Consider the following 16,827-nt stretch of genomic DNA (forward strand, 5'->3'; position numbering starts at 1 on the left):
TTTATTCCCCCCTGAGATAAGCGCGCACCTGCTCCTCAATCGGATCATAAAAATCGGGTTTTACATGAATGTATTTGCAGGCCTCATACAGAACCGGCACCACATTTTTGTGGATGCCCACACAGTGGTGGATATACGGGCCGCAGACGATTTTTTCTTCCAGGCGCTTGATGTTTTCCACTTCGATCCAAAGGTAGGTACCCATGCAGTTCGGGCCGTCAACGCCCTTGGCGTTGCCCAGCAGCATGGAGTATTCGCCGTTGTCGCCGTCGAACCGGCATAGGGTCAGTTCGCCGTGCTTTGCCTCGGCGGTCAGGCTCCCCGGGTGCTTGAACGCCAGCGGATAGCCCAAAACCGGCTTTTGCTGCGCGACCGAAACCGGCCACGGGCCACAGTGCTGCAGCAGCTCCCCGTTTTCAATATCGGGGTGGCGCACCGTCCAGTCCGCAAAGAACGAACGGGTTTCGCCCATTCCGGCGGCCTCCACCAGAAGAGCGGTGATCGCGCCATGAATATCCGTCTCGCACACCACCGGAATCCCCTCGTCGTTCATCAGCGCGTTTGCCGCGCAGGGCATGATCCCGATCTCCTGCTGCAAGGCGTTCCAGCACTGAATCGCCACCGCGTTGCAGCCGTATTTTTTCACCAGATGCTTCATCGCGACCTTCAGCGCCGCCACATTCTCAAGCGCCTCCTCCGCGATGCGAACCTCCATGTTCTCGCGTATGTAGCCGAGCACCTGCTCCACCTCGTTGGGGGTCTGCTGTCTGGCCAGCCGCATTTCCTGCGTCAGCTCCGGCATCGGGATGGGAGAAAGCTGAATGTTGAAGCGCTCGAGCAGTTCACCCTCGTTGCACATGGTGGTCCAAAAATCGAACGGACGGGTGGAGATTTGGAGAATCCGGGTATGCCGGAACGTTTTGACCACGTTGCACACCGCCATAAAATCGCGCAGGCCGCGCTCGAATACGGGGTCGTTCAGCCGACAGTTCGTCATGTAGGTAAAGGGAACCTGAAAGCGCCGCAGCACCTTGCCGGTGGCGAACAGGCCGCACTGGGTATCGCGCAGGCGCACACCGTTCGGTTCGGGGCGCTCGTCGAGCGGGCCCCACAGCAGCACCGGAACATTCAGCTCTTTGGCAAGCCTTGCGCACACATATTCGGTGCCGAAATTGCAGTGCGGCAGAAACAGGCCGTCAATCCTCTCCGCTTTGAACTTTTCGGCAATTTTCTGCATATCGGTGTCGTCGAACAGCAGGCCCTCGTCGTTGACGTCTGTGATATCCACAAAATCCACGCCCAGCTCCCGCAGCCGGTCGGCCGTCAGGTTCCGGTATTTGAGCGCGTCCGGCGCACTGAAAATGCTTCTTCTGGTCGGCGCAAACCCCAGCTTGATTTTTTCCATTCAAAAAACCTCCCTTTGTCACGTTGCATTCAGGTCCCGAACGCTCTCGCGCTCCACAAACTCGGTGCAGACCTGTATTTTCGTTTTGACCTTGCTCTCCTGCCGGATATGGTCGTTCAGCCGCCGAACGGCGATTTCGCCCATCTCCTGCTTGAACACGTGGATGGTGCTCAGGCGCGGGCTGGAAATCTCGCCGTACGGAATGTTGTCAAACCCGATGATCGAAACATCCTCCGGCACGCGGTAGCCTTTTTCCTGCAGCGCGCGCATGGCGCCGAGGGCAATCACGTCGTTGTCGGCAAAAAAGGCCGTGGGCAAATCCCTTGCCCATTCCAGGTGGGCCACCATGTCGCGGTAAGCGGACTCCGTCGTAGTGCCCAGGGTGATGATGTGCTGCGGCTCAACGGAGTAATTCGCCCTGCCAAGCGCCCGCTTGTAGCCGATGCTGCGGTACGAAAACGCCTTAATGCGAAAGCGCCCACGCAGGTAGCCGATTTTTTTATGCCCCTTTTTGATCAGGTATTCCACCGCATGGCAGGCGGAGTCGGTGTTGCTGATCAAAACGCTGTCGAATGTGATGGTATCGCTCCAGCCGTCGAGCAGAATCAGGTGGCACTTGGGATTGCGGAACAGCTGAAAATCCTGCTCCGTCATTTCCGTGCCGAGAAGAATCACCGCGGCGCTGGTATCCTCCAAAATGCTATGTACCTGCTCCGCGCAGTCGGAGCTGCTGCTGTCGATATTGCAGAACATGGTTTCAAACTGCAGATTTTTCGCCTGACGCTCCACTCCCTCGATCACAGCCGGAAAAAATGGACTGTCGTTGATAATCAGGCCGTTCTTTTTATAAATGACAAATTTGATTTTGGATATTCTGGGCTTTACGGAGTACCCAATCTCCTGCGCAGCCTGCAAAACACGTTCCACCGTCTGTTTGTTGACCCCTCTTTTATGGTTCAGCGCATTTGAAACGGTTGCCGGAGAAAAACCGGTCATTTCGCTGATCAATTTTATGGTTCCCTTCAACGGAATCCCTCATTTCCTTCCTGTTGCTCACCATTATACACATCATTTAAAAATTTACAATCTAATTTTTAGTTATTTTCATATTATTTCATAAATTTATATAGTTATAATAAATATTAATCTAAATTATTGTTTAAAAAGACTGCTCTTTGTCTAAAAGTAATTGATATTTCATATTTTTATATGTTTATTTATATAAATTTTTATATAAATATTTTTTTAAATTTTCAAATCTAAGCAGAATTATTCTGCAAAATATCTATTTCGAGTTATAGATTTTATGAAAAATCACTTGTTTCTCAGAGAACCCTATCGAAAAAGGAATTGTGGATTTTATATAAAAACTCTCACAAATATTTTGTAATTTTTTCACTTTGGACGTACCCTTCGGTTTGAAGGCCGTCAGACAAAGTGTTATAATAACCTCACGCCGCAAGCCGAAGCAAAGCTTCGGGCGGAAGAGATGATTGAACCATCAGCTTAGTGGCTCCGCCACTTGAGCTGCTTTTCTGTGATTCATTTTAAGATTTATAACAGGATTCAAAATGCGGCCTGCGGGGCCGCGTTTTCCTGAACAGGAGCTGTATTTTACGTGGAAAAAGCAAAAACCAGAATCTACCGCATCCTCTCCGGAATGAACCAGCTCAAATGGAGCCTGACCCTGAAAGGAATTGGGGTTGGAGTGCTGGCGGGTTTCCTCTCCATCTTTTACAGAATGAGCATTGAGAACGGAGTGGATACCTCCGTGCAAATTTACGCTTACCTGAAAACACACCCCCTGCTCTTGCTGCCGTGGCTGGCTTTGATTGCGGGAGTCGGTTTTCTGCTGAATTGGATGATAAAGCTTGAGCCGATGGCTTCCGGCAGCGGCATTCCGCAGGTGAAGGGCGTTGTACTGCTCGGCCTAAAAATGAAGTGGAAGTCGATTCTGGCCGTGCGGTTTGCCGGCGGTATTCTATGTTCCTTTTTCGGCCTCTCCCTGGGGCGGGAAGGCCCGTCGATCCAGATCGGCGCAGCGGCGGGGCAGGCTGCGGCGGAGCGCTGCGGCCGCCACGGCACGCTGGAGGATGATTACCTGATCACCGGCGGCGCGGCAGCGGGACTTTCCGCGGCATTCAGCGCGCCTCTTTCGGGAATGGTGTTCGCGCTCGAGGAAATCCACCGCAGCTTCTCTCCGCTCATTTTAATCTCGGCGACCGCCGCCTCTCTGACAGCGGACTTTTTATCCAAAAACTTTTTCGGGCTGAGGCCCGTTCTTGATTTTACCGACGTACCCGTCCTGCCCATCCCCTATTACGGGTGGCTGCTGCCGCTGGGCATCATTTCGGGCCTGATCGGTTCGCTCCTCAACCGTACGCTGCTCGATTTTCAAAAGCTGTACGCCAAGCTCCCGGCGCCGGCGCGCCCGTGCGCAGCACTGCTGATCGCACTGCCCTGCGGCCTGTTTCTGCCGCTGACGCTCGGCGGCGGGCGCGACCTGATCCGTCTTTCCGAAAGCACGCAGCTCGGCCTTGGCATGCTGTTTGTTTACATGATTGTAAAGCTACTGTTTACCGGTGCCAGCTTCGGCAGCGGTGTGCCGGGCGGCATCTTCTTCCCCATTCTCACCGTGGGTGCGCTCTCCGGCAGCATCGTAGGGTACGTTGCCGCCGGAATGGGCCTGCCGTCGCAGTATGTTTCGGCTTTTGCCGTTTGCGCCATGGCCGGCGCGCTTGCGGCTTCCGTAAAAGCGCCCGTTACCAGCATTCTGCTCACGGCAGAGATGTCCGGCTCACTGGTTCATCTGCTGCCGGTAGCAGCCTGCGCATTTGTCGCGCTCCTCGTTTCAGACATGCTGAAAATTGAGCCGATCTACGATTCCCTGCTGGACCGCTATCTGGAAAAGAGCGGAAACTCCTCCCCTCATCCTGAGCAGGGCGGCCTGATTGAGTTCCCGGTGGAATACGGCAGCACCGCCGCAAACCGCACGATAAAAGAGGTCAAATGGCCGCAGGGCCTTTTGATTGTGGGCCTGCGGCGCGGAACCAAGGAGCTGATTCCCAGCGGCAAAACGCGGATTCTGCCAGGGGATTATCTGGTCATTCTTTCTTCGGAAACACAGGAGAGCAATATCCGCGAGCAGGTGCGCAGCCTGTGCCGAACCGCGCAGGGTGAATCGCCTTAAAATAAAACAGGCGCCGTTTCTTTGAAGGAGCAGCGCCTGTTTTTTTGCAGATTGGAGTCAATGACAGGCCACCGCTGCTTTCACTGGAAAAACCGCCTCTAAAAAATAAATATCCTGTGAAAATAGAAAGAGCATCCATCGGGAAGGCTATCTTCAAAGAAAAAATTTCTGTAATTCTTGACAAACGCACTCCGAGGGAGTAGAGTATAGGTACACCCCACCCGGGGTATAGGGAGGTGGCTATATGAATCAAAAATATAATGTGACCGGAATGAGCTGCTCCGCCTGCTCCGCCGCGGTGGAGAAAAGCGTAAAAAAGCTGGAGGGCGTGGAGGACGTAAACGTCAACCTGCTTTCAAACAGCATGACGGTTCATTTTGACGAAAGCATTCTCGATGACAACGGCATCATTTCAGCGGTGGAAAGCGCGGGCTACGGCGCAAGCGTCTTTACTCACGGGGCGGCTGCGGCCGCGCAGAAGACCGTGGACCCGGTGCAGGAAGAGCTGAAATCCATGCGTACGCGGCTGATTGTGTCTTTCGCGTTCTGGATACCGCTGATGTACCTGGCGATGCACCACATGCTGAAAGAGTGGATCGGCCTGCCGGTGCCGGATATGATCAAAAACGCATTCCACGGCGCAGAGAACGGGATTCCGTTTGCATTTACCCAGCTTCTTCTGCTGCTGCCGATTGTGTACGTAAACCGCAAGTATTTCCAGGTGGGCTTCAAAACACTGTGGAAGCGTTCGCCCAACATGGATTCGCTGATCGCCATCGGCTCCACGGCGGCGATCGCCTACGGCATTTTTGCCATCTATAAAATCGGCTACGCGCTGGGTGCAGGCGATATGGCGGTGGTCGACCATTACCTGATGGATTTGTATTTTGAGTCCGCGGGTACGATTTTAACGCTGATTACCCTTGGTAAATATCTGGAGGCGCGCTCAAAGGGCAAAACCTCCGAAGCGATTTCAAAACTGATGGACTTGGCGCCGAAAACGGCGGAGGTGCTGCGCGACGGAAAAGAAGTGGATATTCCCGTCGAGCAGGTCAGAGTCGGAGACATCGTGCTGATTCGCCCCGGAAAAAGCATCCCGGTCGACGGCGTGATCGTGGAGGGTTCCTCCGCGGTTGACCAGTCCGCGCTTACCGGCGAGAGCATCCCGGTGGAAAAGACCGTAGGTGATTCCGTCATCGCCGCCACGCTGAACAAAACCGGATTTTTCAAAATGGAAGCCCAAAAGGTGGGCGGCGACACCACTCTGGCGCAGATTATCGAGCTGGTGGAAGAAGCCAGCTCCTCCAAAGCGCCGATCGCAAAGCTGGCGGATAAGATCAGCGGCGTGTTTGTCCCGGTGGTCATCGGGATCGCCCTGCTGGCTGCCGTCGTGTGGCTGCTGCTGGGGCAGTCGTTTGAGTTTGCGCTTTCCATCGCGATTGCGGTGCTCGTGATTTCGTGCCCCTGCGCGCTGGGACTTGCAACCCCCGTGGCCATTATGGTCGGTACGGGCAAGGGCGCCTCCAACGGCATCCTGATCAAATCTGCCGAGGCGCTCGAAACCGCCCACACCGTGAGCGCCGTGGTGCTCGATAAAACCGGCACCATCACCGAAGGCAAGCCGCGCGTCACAGATATTGTTCCCGCACCCGGCATTCAAGAGCAGGAGCTGCTCGCCGCCGCCGCGTCGATCGAAAAGCCGTCGGAGCATCCGCTGGCGGAGGCGATCGTTGAAAGGGCCGCCGAGCTCGCTCTGGAGCTTTCGCCGGTCGGAGAGTTCCAGGCCGTATCGGGCCGCGGAATCCTTACGAGCATCGGCGGGGAACCGTATGCCGCCGGTAACCTCGCGCTGATGCAGGAGCAGAAGGTGGATACCGGCCTCCTGCAGCAGCAGGCCGAAGCCTTCTCGGAGCAGGGAAAAACCTCGCTGTTCTTCGCAAAGGGCGGCAGGCTTCTCGGTGTAATCGCCGTGGCCGACGTGATCAAGCCCACCAGCCGTCAGGCGGTGCGTGAGCTTACCGCCATGGGCATCGATGTAGTCATGCTGACCGGCGATAACAAACGCACGGCCGAAGCGATTCGCCGGCAAATGGGCATCAACCGCGTAGTGGCGGAGGTGCTGCCGCAGGATAAGGAAGAAGAAGTCCGCTCCATACAGGAATCCGGCAAGCGTGTGGCCATGGTCGGCGACGGCATTAACGACGCCCCCGCACTGGCTAGGGCCGATGTCGGCATCGCCATCGGCGCCGGTACCGATATCGCCATCGAATCCGCAGACATCGTGCTGATGAAGAGCGATCTGATGGACGTGGTGACAGCGATTCAGCTGAGCCGCGCGACCATTCGCAATATCAAAGAAAATCTGTTCTGGGCATTTTTCTACAACAGTATCGGCATCCCGCTGGCGGCCGGCGTGTTCTACGTGCTGCTTGGCTGGAAGCTGAACCCCATGTTCGCGGCGGCGGCGATGAGCCTGAGCTCCGTGTGCGTGGTGACGAACGCCCTGCGTCTGAAATTCTTTAAGCCCCGCCGCCGGTTTGACGGGGAACCAGAAATTTGACAAATCAGAAAGGAAACGGTACTATGAAAAAGCTACTTGCAATTGAAGGAATGACCTGTGAGCATTGCCAGGCGCGTGTGGAAAAGGCTCTGAACGGAATCGAGGGCGTACAGGCCAAGGTAAACCTGAAGCACAAAGAGGCCACGGTTACCCTTAGCCGTGACGTGCCGGACGAGGAGTTTTCAAAAGTGGTGGAGGACGCCGGCTACAAGCTGGTTTCTGTGAAAGAGAAGAAGGGGCTGTTCGGCTGATCCGGCTCCAAATAAGGAGGTGGTAAGGATGCAGGCAGATAGAGAAAAAACGCTGCGGATGCTCAAAACAGCCCGCGGCCAGATCGACGGCCTGATCCGCATGGTGGAGGAGAATCGGTACTGTATCGATATTTCCAACCAGCTGATGGCCACGCAGGCGATTTTGCGAAGCATTAACCGCGAAGTGCTGCACGCCCATTTGACCGGTTGTGTCAGTCAGGCGTTAAACAGCGATGAGCAACAGAAAAAAATCGATGAGATTATCGGCGTGATGGATAAACTCTCGAAATAATTGAGATAAAAAAGGTTCTGCCGGGCGGCAGAACCTTTTTTACATAAAATCGATTTTGATTGCGCAATCCGGCGTTTTTTACCAATATCGCAAGACTTTCCGGATTGTCATATTCCGAAATAAAACAACGAATTTCTTTTCACTGTCAAAAGGGCTGAAAAGGAAAATCACCTTCATACGGCCGATATCATTTTGACGCTTTTCTGAAAAATACAGCAAGTTTCGTAAATTGACAAAATTCTACACTGATCCTCTGAAAGCTCGTGGTTTCTCCAACTTTTTTCATTTTCCACACATTTTTCATTCAAAAAAAGCAAATAGCGTCCGATAATTATAATTAGGTATACTCATAAGGAAGAAATCTCTGTAAGTAGCCGAAAAATGAGAACCGGCTATTACTTTTCGACCCGGTTAAATTTGTGCAAGGGAGAGAATAGACGCTGTGAAATCTTTAAAAACAAAGTTGCATCTTTTCATAATGATATTGGTGCTGTTCACCAACATAATGGCTACGGGAATTACCTGCTGGCTGTCTTACCTCAATTCTATGACGCAGGCCGAACAGACCTCGTCATATCTGGCGGAATCCTACAAGCAGTATTTGGGCTCCAAGCTGGACGAGTATAGACGAGAGGTAGAGAAAATCGCAAAAGCTTCTGTGTTAAGCTCAGCGGATGCGGCGGCACAGCAGCAATACTTAAAGGAGCAGGCCGGTCTGGAAGGCTTTGCGTATTTTGCGCTTGCCGACAGTCAGGGCAATACGCAGCAGGACGGTAACGTGTCGCAGGAAAAATGGTTCCAGTCCGCGAAGGGCGGAGCGGCCTATATTGCCGACCCGGTAAAGAGCCGCCGTGGCGACGACCTGACCGTGACCATCGGTGCGCCGGCAGGCGGCGGTCGAGTGATGTATGGTGAAATAACTTACGATGCGTTTGCCAAAATGCTCGATTCCATTAAAATCGGCAGCGAGGGGTATGCCTTTGTCATCAGTCAGGACGGAAAAACCGTGCTGCACCCCACCAAAGACACAGTGGCGAAGCCGGTGAATTACGCCGAAAAAGTCAAGACGGATCCAAGCGTAGCGCCTGTGGCGGAGCTGTATCAGCGTGCGACCAGCGGAGAAACCGGCGTCCAGTATACGCTGTATCAGGGGCAGAGAAGGCAGGTGGGCTTTACACAGATTTCGGGCCCCGAAAAATGGGCGATTGCGGTTTCCCGCCCGATCAGCCAGATCATGCAGGATCTGTACCGCACCCTGCTGATCAACGTGGGGATTGCGGTGCTGCTTCAGCTGATCACACTGGTCGCTTCGCTGCTGTTTGCCGCTAAGATGACAAAGCCGATTGAGGAGGCCACCGAGAGAATCGAGCTGTTGGCACAGGGCGACTTGCAGACCGATGTGCCACAGGTAAAGGGCCGCGATGAAATTGCCCGTCTCTCCAGTGCCTTGGGCCACACTGTACAGCAGCTTCGACTGTACATTCAGGATATCTCCCATGTGCTGGATGAAGTGTCCCGCAATAATCTGGTCACAGAGAGCAATGTGGAGTACCGCGGCGATTTCGCCCCGATTCGTGAATCGCTGACCCGGATTTTGAATTCGCTCAACGAAACCTTCGAGGGCATTTCTCAGGCGGCATATCAGGTGAACGCCGGCGCCGAAGAGATGGCTCTGGGCGCGCAGAACCTGGCGCAGAACTCCGCGGAGCAGGCCAGCACGGTAGAAACGCTGAATTCGTCGTTGCAGAATGTCTCTGAGCATGTCAAAAACAATGCTTCTCACGCTACTTCTGTGGAAGGGCTCTCGAATGAAACGATCCGTTTTGTGCAGCAAGGCAACGAGCAGATGAACCAGATGCTGCAGTCCATGCGCGACATCGACCATGCGGCGAACGAGATTTTGAATATCATCAAGGTGATCGACGATATTGCGGCGCAAACGAATATTCTGGCGCTGAACGCGGCCGTAGAGGCGGCGCGCGCAGGCTCGGCCGGCAAGGGCTTTGCCGTGGTAGCGGACGAGGTGCGCAGCCTGGCCTCAAAGAGCGCGCAGGCGACCACCACCACCTCCGACCTGATTCAGAGAGCTATAGATTCCGTGAAAAGGGGAATGGTAATTGCAAACCAGACCGCAAAATCACTGGATCAGATTGTGGAAAAAAGCGGTCAGGTCAACGAGCTGATCAACCGGATTGCCGAGGCCTCCAACGAGCAGGCCAAAGCGATTACAGAGCTGGACAACGGCATGCTGCAAATTTCTTCGGTCACACAGACGAACTCTGCAACCGCAGAGGAAAGTGCGGCAGCCAGCGAAGAGCTTTCCAGCCAATCTGAAATGCTCAAAGAGCTGATGAAGCGCTTCCAGATAAGGGGCGGAAACGTCGCAAAGGACGAAGAATAAACCAACCAAAAGACGCAAACTCAGTTGTTTCGGGCGGGGGAATCCTTCCTCCGCCCGAACGTATGATGCGAGCACAGTGGGGAATTCTATTTTTCGGGTCGAAATGCGCTCCAAAATCAAAAAAAATCCCGTTTTGTGTTGACAAGCCCCGGTTGAATTGATATAATATACAAGTTCTCAACACAGATGAATCATTAGCTCAGCTGGCAGAGCACCTGACTTTTAATCAGGGTGTCCGGGGTTCGAATCCCCGATGGTTCACCAAAAGAAGAAAGAGAGAAAGGACAAATTCCTTTCTCTCTTTCTTCTTTTGGTTTCAGCACATCAAATCGACGGTTCTGCCGGTGGAGAACCCCCGTCTGCTTTCGCCTTCAGGCACTGAGCGAAGTGAACGACAATCGATCTTCCTCGATGCAAACGAAAGGCTTGCAACATTAACTGCCTGAGCATATACGGCGCACGGGATGCCCCTGGGAGGGCTTTCAGGGCCTTTTAGAGATGAGCCGGTATATTTTTTTGCACTTTGGGTCTGGCGCGTCCCACCGGTCAAACTGGTGGTTTTCATCATGACTTTCATTCAAGGATTCCTTCCCTTTGACATAAAGCGTAAAGAAACAGCCGGAAGAATTACCGTAATTCTTCCGGCTGTTTCTTTATCGTGATCATTGCAGAGGACTCTAAAGCTTCGACTTTTTCTTTTTAAAAAAATCCTTCATATTATGCAGTAATGTATAAATGACAGGGACTACGATCAGTGTCAGCAGCGTAGAGGTAATGAGTCCGCCTATTACGGCAAAGGCCATACCGGAGCGGAGCTCTGCACTGGCGCTGTTTGAGACAGCGGAGGGAAGCATACCGAAGATCATCGCCAGTGAGGTCATAATAATCGGTCTTAAACGCGTATGCCCTGCCTGAATGAGGGCCTCCTTTAACGGCATTCCCTGATCGTAATTTTGCTTTGCAAAGTCGATCAGCAGAATGGCGTTTTTAGATACCAGACCCATCAGCATGATAACGCCGATGCCGGACATCATATCCAGTTCTTTTTGACCGACCAGCAAGCCCAGAATGGCTCCAATAATTGCAAGCGGCAAAGACAGCAGAATTGCAAATGGATCCAAAAAGCTTTCAAACTGTGCCGCAATAACCAGAAAGATAAACAGCACGCCCATCAGCAGGGCGGTCACCAGGCCCATCATGCTGTCGTTCATTTGATCCTGTGTGCCGCCGGAGGTAAGTTCTATGCCGTCCGGAATCGGAGCATCACTGCTAAGTTTGCTTTTGAACACCTTATCAAAAGATCCCTGCGAAATGCCAACATAATTGGCCGACAGCTGAATCTCCCGCTCTTTGTCATACCGGTTGATCGTAGAGGCGGAGGTAGTAAAGACCTTTTTTGTGACTTGATCGATGGGGATCATCTTCCCGCTGGTGCTGGGCACAAAAATCCCCTCAAGGCTGTCAAAATCCTTCCTGTCTTCGTCGCGCAGCTGCATGCGAACATCATACCGGTCTGATTCCGTTTCATATTGACTGACTACGGATCCGTTAAACAGGACGCCAAGGGTGTTGGAGATGACAACCGGACTTACTCCCAAATCGGCGGCCTTTTCGCGGTCAACCTCAAGTGTTACCTCCGGTTTTCCCGCTTTGTAGCTCAGACTGACATCTTCCGATCCGGGTATTTCCTTCACCGCTTTTTTCGCCAGGAGAGAATACTCCTCAAGCTGGGCGAAATCAGAGCCCTTCAGGTGGTACTGCGCCATTTTTCCCGGAATAAATCCGCCGCCCACAAGAACAGATAATTCTACTCCCGGCACCTCCCTCAGGCTTTCCCGCAATTGCGCCGCCACCTGCTGAATGCTCTCCTTGCGCTCCTGCTTGTCGGAGATTTTTACCAGCAGATTGACCTTTTCCGGTTGAACGGTTGCGTATATATATTTTACGTTACCGTTCTTTTTTAAGATTTCTTCCATTTGTTTGTTTGTTTGGGAAGCGCTGTTCAGAGGCGAACCTGAATCCAGAACGGCCTCTACATCGATTTGTGCCGTGTCGCTCGTAGCAATAAATCCCACATCCAATTTGGTTACCACCAACAGGCTGGCAACCAAAAGAGCCAATGGGACCGCTATCGTAATCGCTTTATGCTCTAATGACCACTTCAATAATTTAGAATAAGCATTTGCCAGACGATCAAAGCCGTGGTTAAAGCGCTTTAAAAGACCGCCGATCAGCGGAACGGGCTTTTCTTCGGACTTCAGATGTTTTGAGGAAAGCATGGGCACCAAAGTAAAGGATACAAACATCGAAATCAGAACACTGGCGGCAACCGTCATGCCGAATTGAATCAGGAACTTACCGACAAGACCATTAATCATGGCTATGGGCAAGAACATTGCTACCAGTGAGAGCGTGGTGGCGAGAACGGCCAGACCGATTTCGGAGGTACCGTCCCTGGCTGCCTGAATTGGATTTTTGCCCATGCGCAAATGCCGCACGATATTTTCAATGACCACAATACCGTCGTCGATCAAAAGTCCGACGGCCAAAGACAGTGCCATCAGAGAAACGGTATTCAGTGTAAAATTCATGACCTTCATTACGCCAAAGGTTGTAATAATGGATACCGGGATCGCAATGCCGCTGATCGCCGTACTCGCAATATCTGTAAGAAAAATGAAAACAATAATGACGGCCAGAATACATCCTTCTATCATGGTTTTCATCACATCGTTAACGGATTCATGAATCGGAATGGAGTTGTCGCTGACTATTTGAATTTCCGCCCCGGCAGGCAGGGTCTTTTGAAGTTGTGCAATGGCTTGTTTCACCGATTCGGCCACTTGCACGGTATTGGAGCCAGACTGTTTTAAAACGTCGATGCCGATCGCCTGGTTGCCGTTATAAAAGCACAGGCTCTCTCTTTCCTTCACTCCATCTACCACCTGAGCAACATCTTTTAAGTAGATTGCGCTGCCATTCCGCTTGGCAATGATAATATTCAAAAAATCATCGACTTTTTCAACATTGGCGTTGGTTTTCAGGCCGATCTGCGAATCGTCATTCGATACCTTGCCGCTGGAAAGAGTGATATTATCGCTGCCCAAACTGTTGGTGATCTCTGAAATCGTCAGACCAAACGCATTCATTTTTTCTTTGTCGAACTTAATTTGAATTTCCCGCTCCTGCTGGCCGTAAAGATTTACTGCTCCAACGCCGCTGATTGTCTGCAGCTTTTTCGCAATTTTGTCGTCCGCTATCTGCGACAGCTCTTTCTCCGGCAGGGTTCCGGTTACCGCCAGAGAAAAAATAGGAGCAGCATCAGCATCGTATTTGGCGATTACCGGCTCCTGAATATCATTTGGCAGATTACCGCGAATATTGGACAGCTTATCTTTAATCTCCTGCAGTGCTTCTGTGGAGGACTTATCCAGTTCAAAGGAAACGGCGGTAGTGGAAACACCTTCCGTAATGGTGGAACTGATGTGTTCTACACCGGATATTTGCCCGACCGCATCCTCTACTTTTTTTGTCACCTTGGATTCCATCTGATCCGGTGCCACGCCATACTGTACAATGGTAATAGAAACGGTGGGGGCATCCACGTCCGGCATCATGTCGACCGGCAGGCCTGCATAGCTTATGACACCGACCGCCAACAAGGCAATAAAAATAACGGTGGCAAACACAGGCCGTTTTAAACTGATATTTGTTAAAAACATCCTTTTGCCCCCTTATTCCGCTACGGCCCGAATGGCATCACCATCCTGCAATGTGCCTACATTGGTGCAGACAATGCTGTTTCCCTCTTCCACTCCCGATGTTATCTCAACGGAATCCTGAAACAGTTTGCCAACCGTGACGGACTGCTTTTTCGCAGTTCCGTTTTCATTCAGAAAAACATAGTAACTTCCTTCGCTCTCTCCCAGCGCTTTTACAGGGAGGGAGATAACCTGCTTGTTCCCATCGGCGGCAAACCTTACCCTTCCAAAAACCCCGGGTTTTAGTACCCCTTTTGAATTATCCAGCTTTATCTTGCACTGAAATCTTCTGGATACGGGATCAGCGGCGCCGCCGACAATTTCCACCGTGCCGTTATATTTTGTTTCGCTGCCGTCACTCAGCTGAAAGCTGGCCGCCGCGCCTTTTTTCACGTAGGATAAATCACTTTCGGCAACATCTATCACAGCGTAGATGGGGTCAGCGTTTTGTACTGTCCCAATTACCGTACCGGTATTTATGTATTGACCGATCGCGATGTTTTTGCCGCTCATCACTCCGCTGATCGGAGCAGTAATTGACGTGTTTTTTAATGAGTCGTTTAAAATGGACAAACTGGTTTCTGCCGTTTGCAAATTGGCCTTCTGGGCATCAATTCCTGCCTTTGCGGATTCCATATCCGCCAATGCGACCTTGAGCGCGACTTCCGCATTCTCCAGATCCGCCTTGCTGACAATTTGTTGTTCGTACATGGCTTTGGTACGGTCGTAGCTCCGCTGCGTGTTTTCCAAATTAGCCTGTATCTTTTGCAGCCCGACCTGTGAAGAGGCCAGCTGGCTTTTTGCCGCATTTAATTGTGCCTGCGAGGTTTTAATGTTATTTCTAATATCGGTCTCGTCTAATTTTGCGAGCACCTCTCCCTGAGACACCGATTTCCCGTTTTCAAAAAAAATCTGAATGATTTTTCCCGGAGTCTTCGCACTCACCAGTCCCTCCTCGGACGCCTCCAGAGAAGCGTTAAAAGAAACGCTGGATTCCACTGCGGATTTTTTGGCAATAACGACGTTTACGGCGGTTTCTTTTATACTGGGTATGGCATTTGCCTCTTGAGCGGTTTTGGCGGAAGATATCATTTTGCCCGCCGCTGCAATCACCACAACCAGTGCGATTCCCCCTGCGATAACATAAAGTAATTTCTTTTTTGGCATGCATGGCCCCCCTTAACAGAATAACATTTTTTGCTTATTTTGGACGCTTTGATTCCATTTATATTGGATGGATACCGTGAAAGCGCCGTAATCTGACGACAAACACGGCGCCCTGGCCTTCCTTGCTTTTCACTTCAACAGAGCCCCCGATCCGGTCCAGAATGCTTTTGACAATGGAAAGTCCCAGGCCGTTTCCGTTAGAGGAATGGGATGGATCTGCCTGATAAAACTTTTCAAAAATATGGGCTTGCTTTTCTTCTGGAATTCCGATTCCGCCATCGGCGATGGTTACAACGGCATCGTCTCCCACTTGCCGCAGATAAATGGATACCGTACCGTTTTCCTCAGAAAACTTGATGGCATTTTCAATCAAATTAATCCATATCTGCTGAATCAGCTCTTCATCCCCTTCAAATTCGGTTTTATCCAGCTGAATATCCATTTCCAAACGCTTTTCTTCCCAAAGGCTTGTAAATAACAGGATGGTTTTCCGAATTTGCTCATCCAGCGCAAATCGTACCGGTTCTATTGGTACCGCCGGGTTTTCAACATTCGTCAGCCTTAACATATTGGAGACCAAATTAGACAGTCTGCCTGCCTCCTCTTTTATAATCGCCAGATAATTCTGCGCTTCTTCTTCGCTGACTCTTTTTTCCAACAGAAGCGCTGCCGACCCTTTAATAGAAGCAATGGGAGTTTTAAACTCGTGGGATACGCTGGAAAGAAAATCCTTTCTCATATATTCCATGTTTTCCAGCTTCTCCGCCATCTGGTTAAAATTTTGAATCAGCACTCCAACCTCGTCGTTAACAAGGCTGTGATAATCCACCCGCACGTCAAAATTGCCTTTTGCCACTTTTTTTGTGGCAGAAGTCAGCTGCTGAATCGGTCGGGTAATAAGACTGACCGCCAGCCACATTAACAGACTGCCGCAGGAGCAATACAGAGAAAAGCTGATAAAGATCGCTTTCATCAGGTCGCCGTCAAATATCCCGGTTTGTGTCATAAAGATCGTGGTTGCACTGGCCATTACAGAGCAAATGCACAATATACCGATAAAAATAAAGGCAAACTTAACCCGTATGGAATAAATGTGTAGCTTCATAGATATTTCTCCGCCTTGTATCCCAAACCGCGCACCGTAATGATTTTGAATTCGGTTAACGAATCGAATTTTTCTCTTAGTCTTTTGATGTGGACATCAACAGTGCGCTCATCTGCTTCACTGTCATACCCCCAAATTTCATCCATGAGCTGCTGGCGCGTAAATATTTGCTTTGGGTAGCTTAACAGCTTAAAAAGCACGTAAAATTCCTTTTTGGGCAGTTCATAAACCAGATCCCCCACCGTTACGGTCAGCTCGTTGTAATTCAAAAGAACATCTCCAATTTTCAATTGGTGCTCACTGGCGATTTTTGCGCGTCGCAGCAGAGCTTCGACGCGCAAAAGCATTTCATCCATATCAATCGGTTTTACCATATAATCATCTGTGCCACTGGTGAACGCTTTCTTTTTATCCTCTAAGGTTTCCTTTGCCGTAACAATCAAAATCGGCAGCATATTGTTATCTCTGCGCAGCGCATCGGTTAGCCTATACCCGTCTACGTTGGGCATCATCAAATCGCTGATCAGCAAATCCACCTGTGTATTTTCTATGATTTTCAAAGCTTCGTTGCCGTCGTTGGCTTCGCTGACCTGATAACCGGCCTGTTTTAAGTAAATTGTCATCAATTTGCGCAAACTCTGATTATCTTCCGCAACTAAAATATGAAGCATAAAAAACCCCTCTCTTATATACTT

The 16,827-nt window shown here is 51.1% G+C and carries 11 protein-coding genes and 1 tRNA gene; 6 read left to right on the forward strand and 6 right to left on the reverse strand.

Annotated elements, in window-relative coordinates:
• Position 1 precedes the first annotated feature (1 nt).
• Positions 2-1,405 (reverse strand): L-fucose/L-arabinose isomerase family protein, encoded by a 1,404-nt coding sequence (locus tag G340_RS0111190; RefSeq protein WP_020073748.1) that lies wholly within the window; start codon positions 1,403-1,405, stop codon positions 2-4.
• An 18-nt stretch (positions 1,406-1,423) separates the two neighbouring features.
• On the reverse strand, positions 1,424-2,413 hold the full coding sequence (locus G340_RS0111195; RefSeq protein WP_407635365.1) for a LacI family DNA-binding transcriptional regulator: 990 nt from the start codon (positions 2,411-2,413) through the stop codon (positions 1,424-1,426).
• 610 nt (positions 2,414-3,023) lie between these two features.
• On the opposite strand from G340_RS0111195, the gene G340_RS0111200 reads away from it, so the two are divergent.
• The 6 genes from G340_RS0111200 (at position 3,024) to G340_RS0111225 (ending at position 10,363) form a co-directional block, all read left to right on the forward strand.
• Positions 3,024-4,595 carry a ClC family H(+)/Cl(-) exchange transporter gene (locus G340_RS0111200; protein ID WP_020073750.1) on the forward strand — a complete coding sequence of 524 codons (1,572 nt, stop codon included), beginning with the start codon at positions 3,024-3,026 and terminating at the stop codon, positions 4,593-4,595.
• A gap of 244 nt (positions 4,596-4,839) precedes the next feature.
• Positions 4,840-7,155 (forward strand): heavy metal translocating P-type ATPase, encoded by a 2,316-nt coding sequence (locus tag G340_RS0111205; RefSeq protein ID WP_020073751.1) that lies wholly within the window; start codon positions 4,840-4,842, stop codon positions 7,153-7,155.
• A gap of 23 nt (positions 7,156-7,178) precedes the next feature.
• Positions 7,179-7,406 carry a heavy-metal-associated domain-containing protein gene (locus G340_RS0111210; RefSeq protein ID WP_009061578.1) on the forward strand — a complete coding sequence of 76 codons (228 nt, stop codon included), beginning with the start codon at positions 7,179-7,181 and terminating at the stop codon, positions 7,404-7,406.
• A gap of 28 nt (positions 7,407-7,434) precedes the next feature.
• Positions 7,435-7,698: a metal-sensing transcriptional repressor gene (locus G340_RS0111215; protein ID WP_020073752.1), complete on the forward strand. Its 264-nt coding sequence runs from the start codon at positions 7,435-7,437 to the stop codon at positions 7,696-7,698.
• A 478-nt stretch (positions 7,699-8,176) separates the two neighbouring features.
• Positions 8,177-10,099, forward strand: coding sequence for a methyl-accepting chemotaxis protein (locus tag G340_RS0111220; RefSeq protein WP_326522387.1), 1,923 nt, complete (start codon positions 8,177-8,179; stop codon positions 10,097-10,099).
• A gap of 188 nt (positions 10,100-10,287) precedes the next feature.
• Positions 10,288-10,363: transfer RNA gene (locus G340_RS0111225), tRNA-Lys, on the forward strand.
• A gap of 413 nt (positions 10,364-10,776) precedes the next feature.
• Here G340_RS0111225 and G340_RS0111230 read toward each other — a convergent pair.
• The 4 genes from G340_RS0111230 to G340_RS0111245 are packed head-to-tail and all read right to left on the reverse strand — an operon-like array spanning position 10,777 to position 16,803.
• Positions 10,777-13,821 carry an efflux RND transporter permease subunit gene (locus G340_RS0111230; RefSeq protein WP_020073754.1) on the reverse strand — a complete coding sequence of 1,015 codons (3,045 nt, stop codon included), beginning with the start codon at positions 13,819-13,821 and terminating at the stop codon, positions 10,777-10,779.
• 12 nt (positions 13,822-13,833) lie between these two features.
• On the reverse strand, positions 13,834-15,027 hold the full coding sequence (locus G340_RS0111235; RefSeq protein WP_020073755.1) for an efflux RND transporter periplasmic adaptor subunit: 1,194 nt from the start codon (positions 15,025-15,027) through the stop codon (positions 13,834-13,836).
• A gap of 58 nt (positions 15,028-15,085) precedes the next feature.
• Positions 15,086-16,132, reverse strand: a complete 1,047-nt coding sequence (locus tag G340_RS0111240) for a HAMP domain-containing sensor histidine kinase (protein WP_020073756.1) — start codon at positions 16,130-16,132, stop codon at positions 15,086-15,088.
• Complete coding sequence (locus tag G340_RS0111245) at positions 16,129-16,803, reverse strand: response regulator transcription factor (protein ID WP_020073757.1); 675 nt, start codon at positions 16,801-16,803, stop codon at positions 16,129-16,131. Before G340_RS0111245 ends, G340_RS0111240 begins: the two co-directional genes overlap by 4 nt.
• Positions 16,804-16,827 lie beyond the last annotated feature (24 nt).

It is taken from the genome of Faecalispora sporosphaeroides DSM 1294 (assembly GCA_000383295.1).
GTDB classification, from domain to species: Bacteria; Bacillota; Clostridia; order Oscillospirales; family Acutalibacteraceae; genus Faecalispora; species Faecalispora sporosphaeroides.

What these genes read in the sequence shown, in the direction of transcription:
- G340_RS0111230 (WP_020073754.1), bottom strand. Translation starts at nt 13,821, where the DNA reads ATGTTTTTAACAAATATCAGTTTAAAACGGCCTGTGTTTGCCACCGTT.
- G340_RS0111235 (WP_020073755.1), bottom strand. Translation starts at nt 15,027, where the DNA reads ATGCCAAAAAAGAAATTACTTTATGTTATCGCAGGGGGAATCGCACTG.
- G340_RS0111190 (WP_020073748.1), bottom strand. Translation starts at nt 1,405, where the DNA reads ATGGAAAAAATCAAGCTGGGGTTTGCGCCGACCAGAAGAAGCATTTTC.
- G340_RS0111245 (WP_020073757.1), bottom strand. Translation starts at nt 16,803, where the DNA reads ATGCTTCATATTTTAGTTGCGGAAGATAATCAGAGTTTGCGCAAATTG.
- G340_RS0111215 (WP_020073752.1), top strand. Translation starts at nt 7,435, where the DNA reads ATGCAGGCAGATAGAGAAAAAACGCTGCGGATGCTCAAAACAGCCCGC.
- G340_RS0111210 (WP_009061578.1), top strand. Translation starts at nt 7,179, where the DNA reads ATGAAAAAGCTACTTGCAATTGAAGGAATGACCTGTGAGCATTGCCAG.
- G340_RS0111240 (WP_020073756.1), bottom strand. Translation starts at nt 16,132, where the DNA reads ATGAAGCTACACATTTATTCCATACGGGTTAAGTTTGCCTTTATTTTT.
- G340_RS0111220 (WP_326522387.1), top strand. Translation starts at nt 8,177, where the DNA reads ATGATATTGGTGCTGTTCACCAACATAATGGCTACGGGAATTACCTGC.
- G340_RS0111205 (WP_020073751.1), top strand. Translation starts at nt 4,840, where the DNA reads ATGAATCAAAAATATAATGTGACCGGAATGAGCTGCTCCGCCTGCTCC.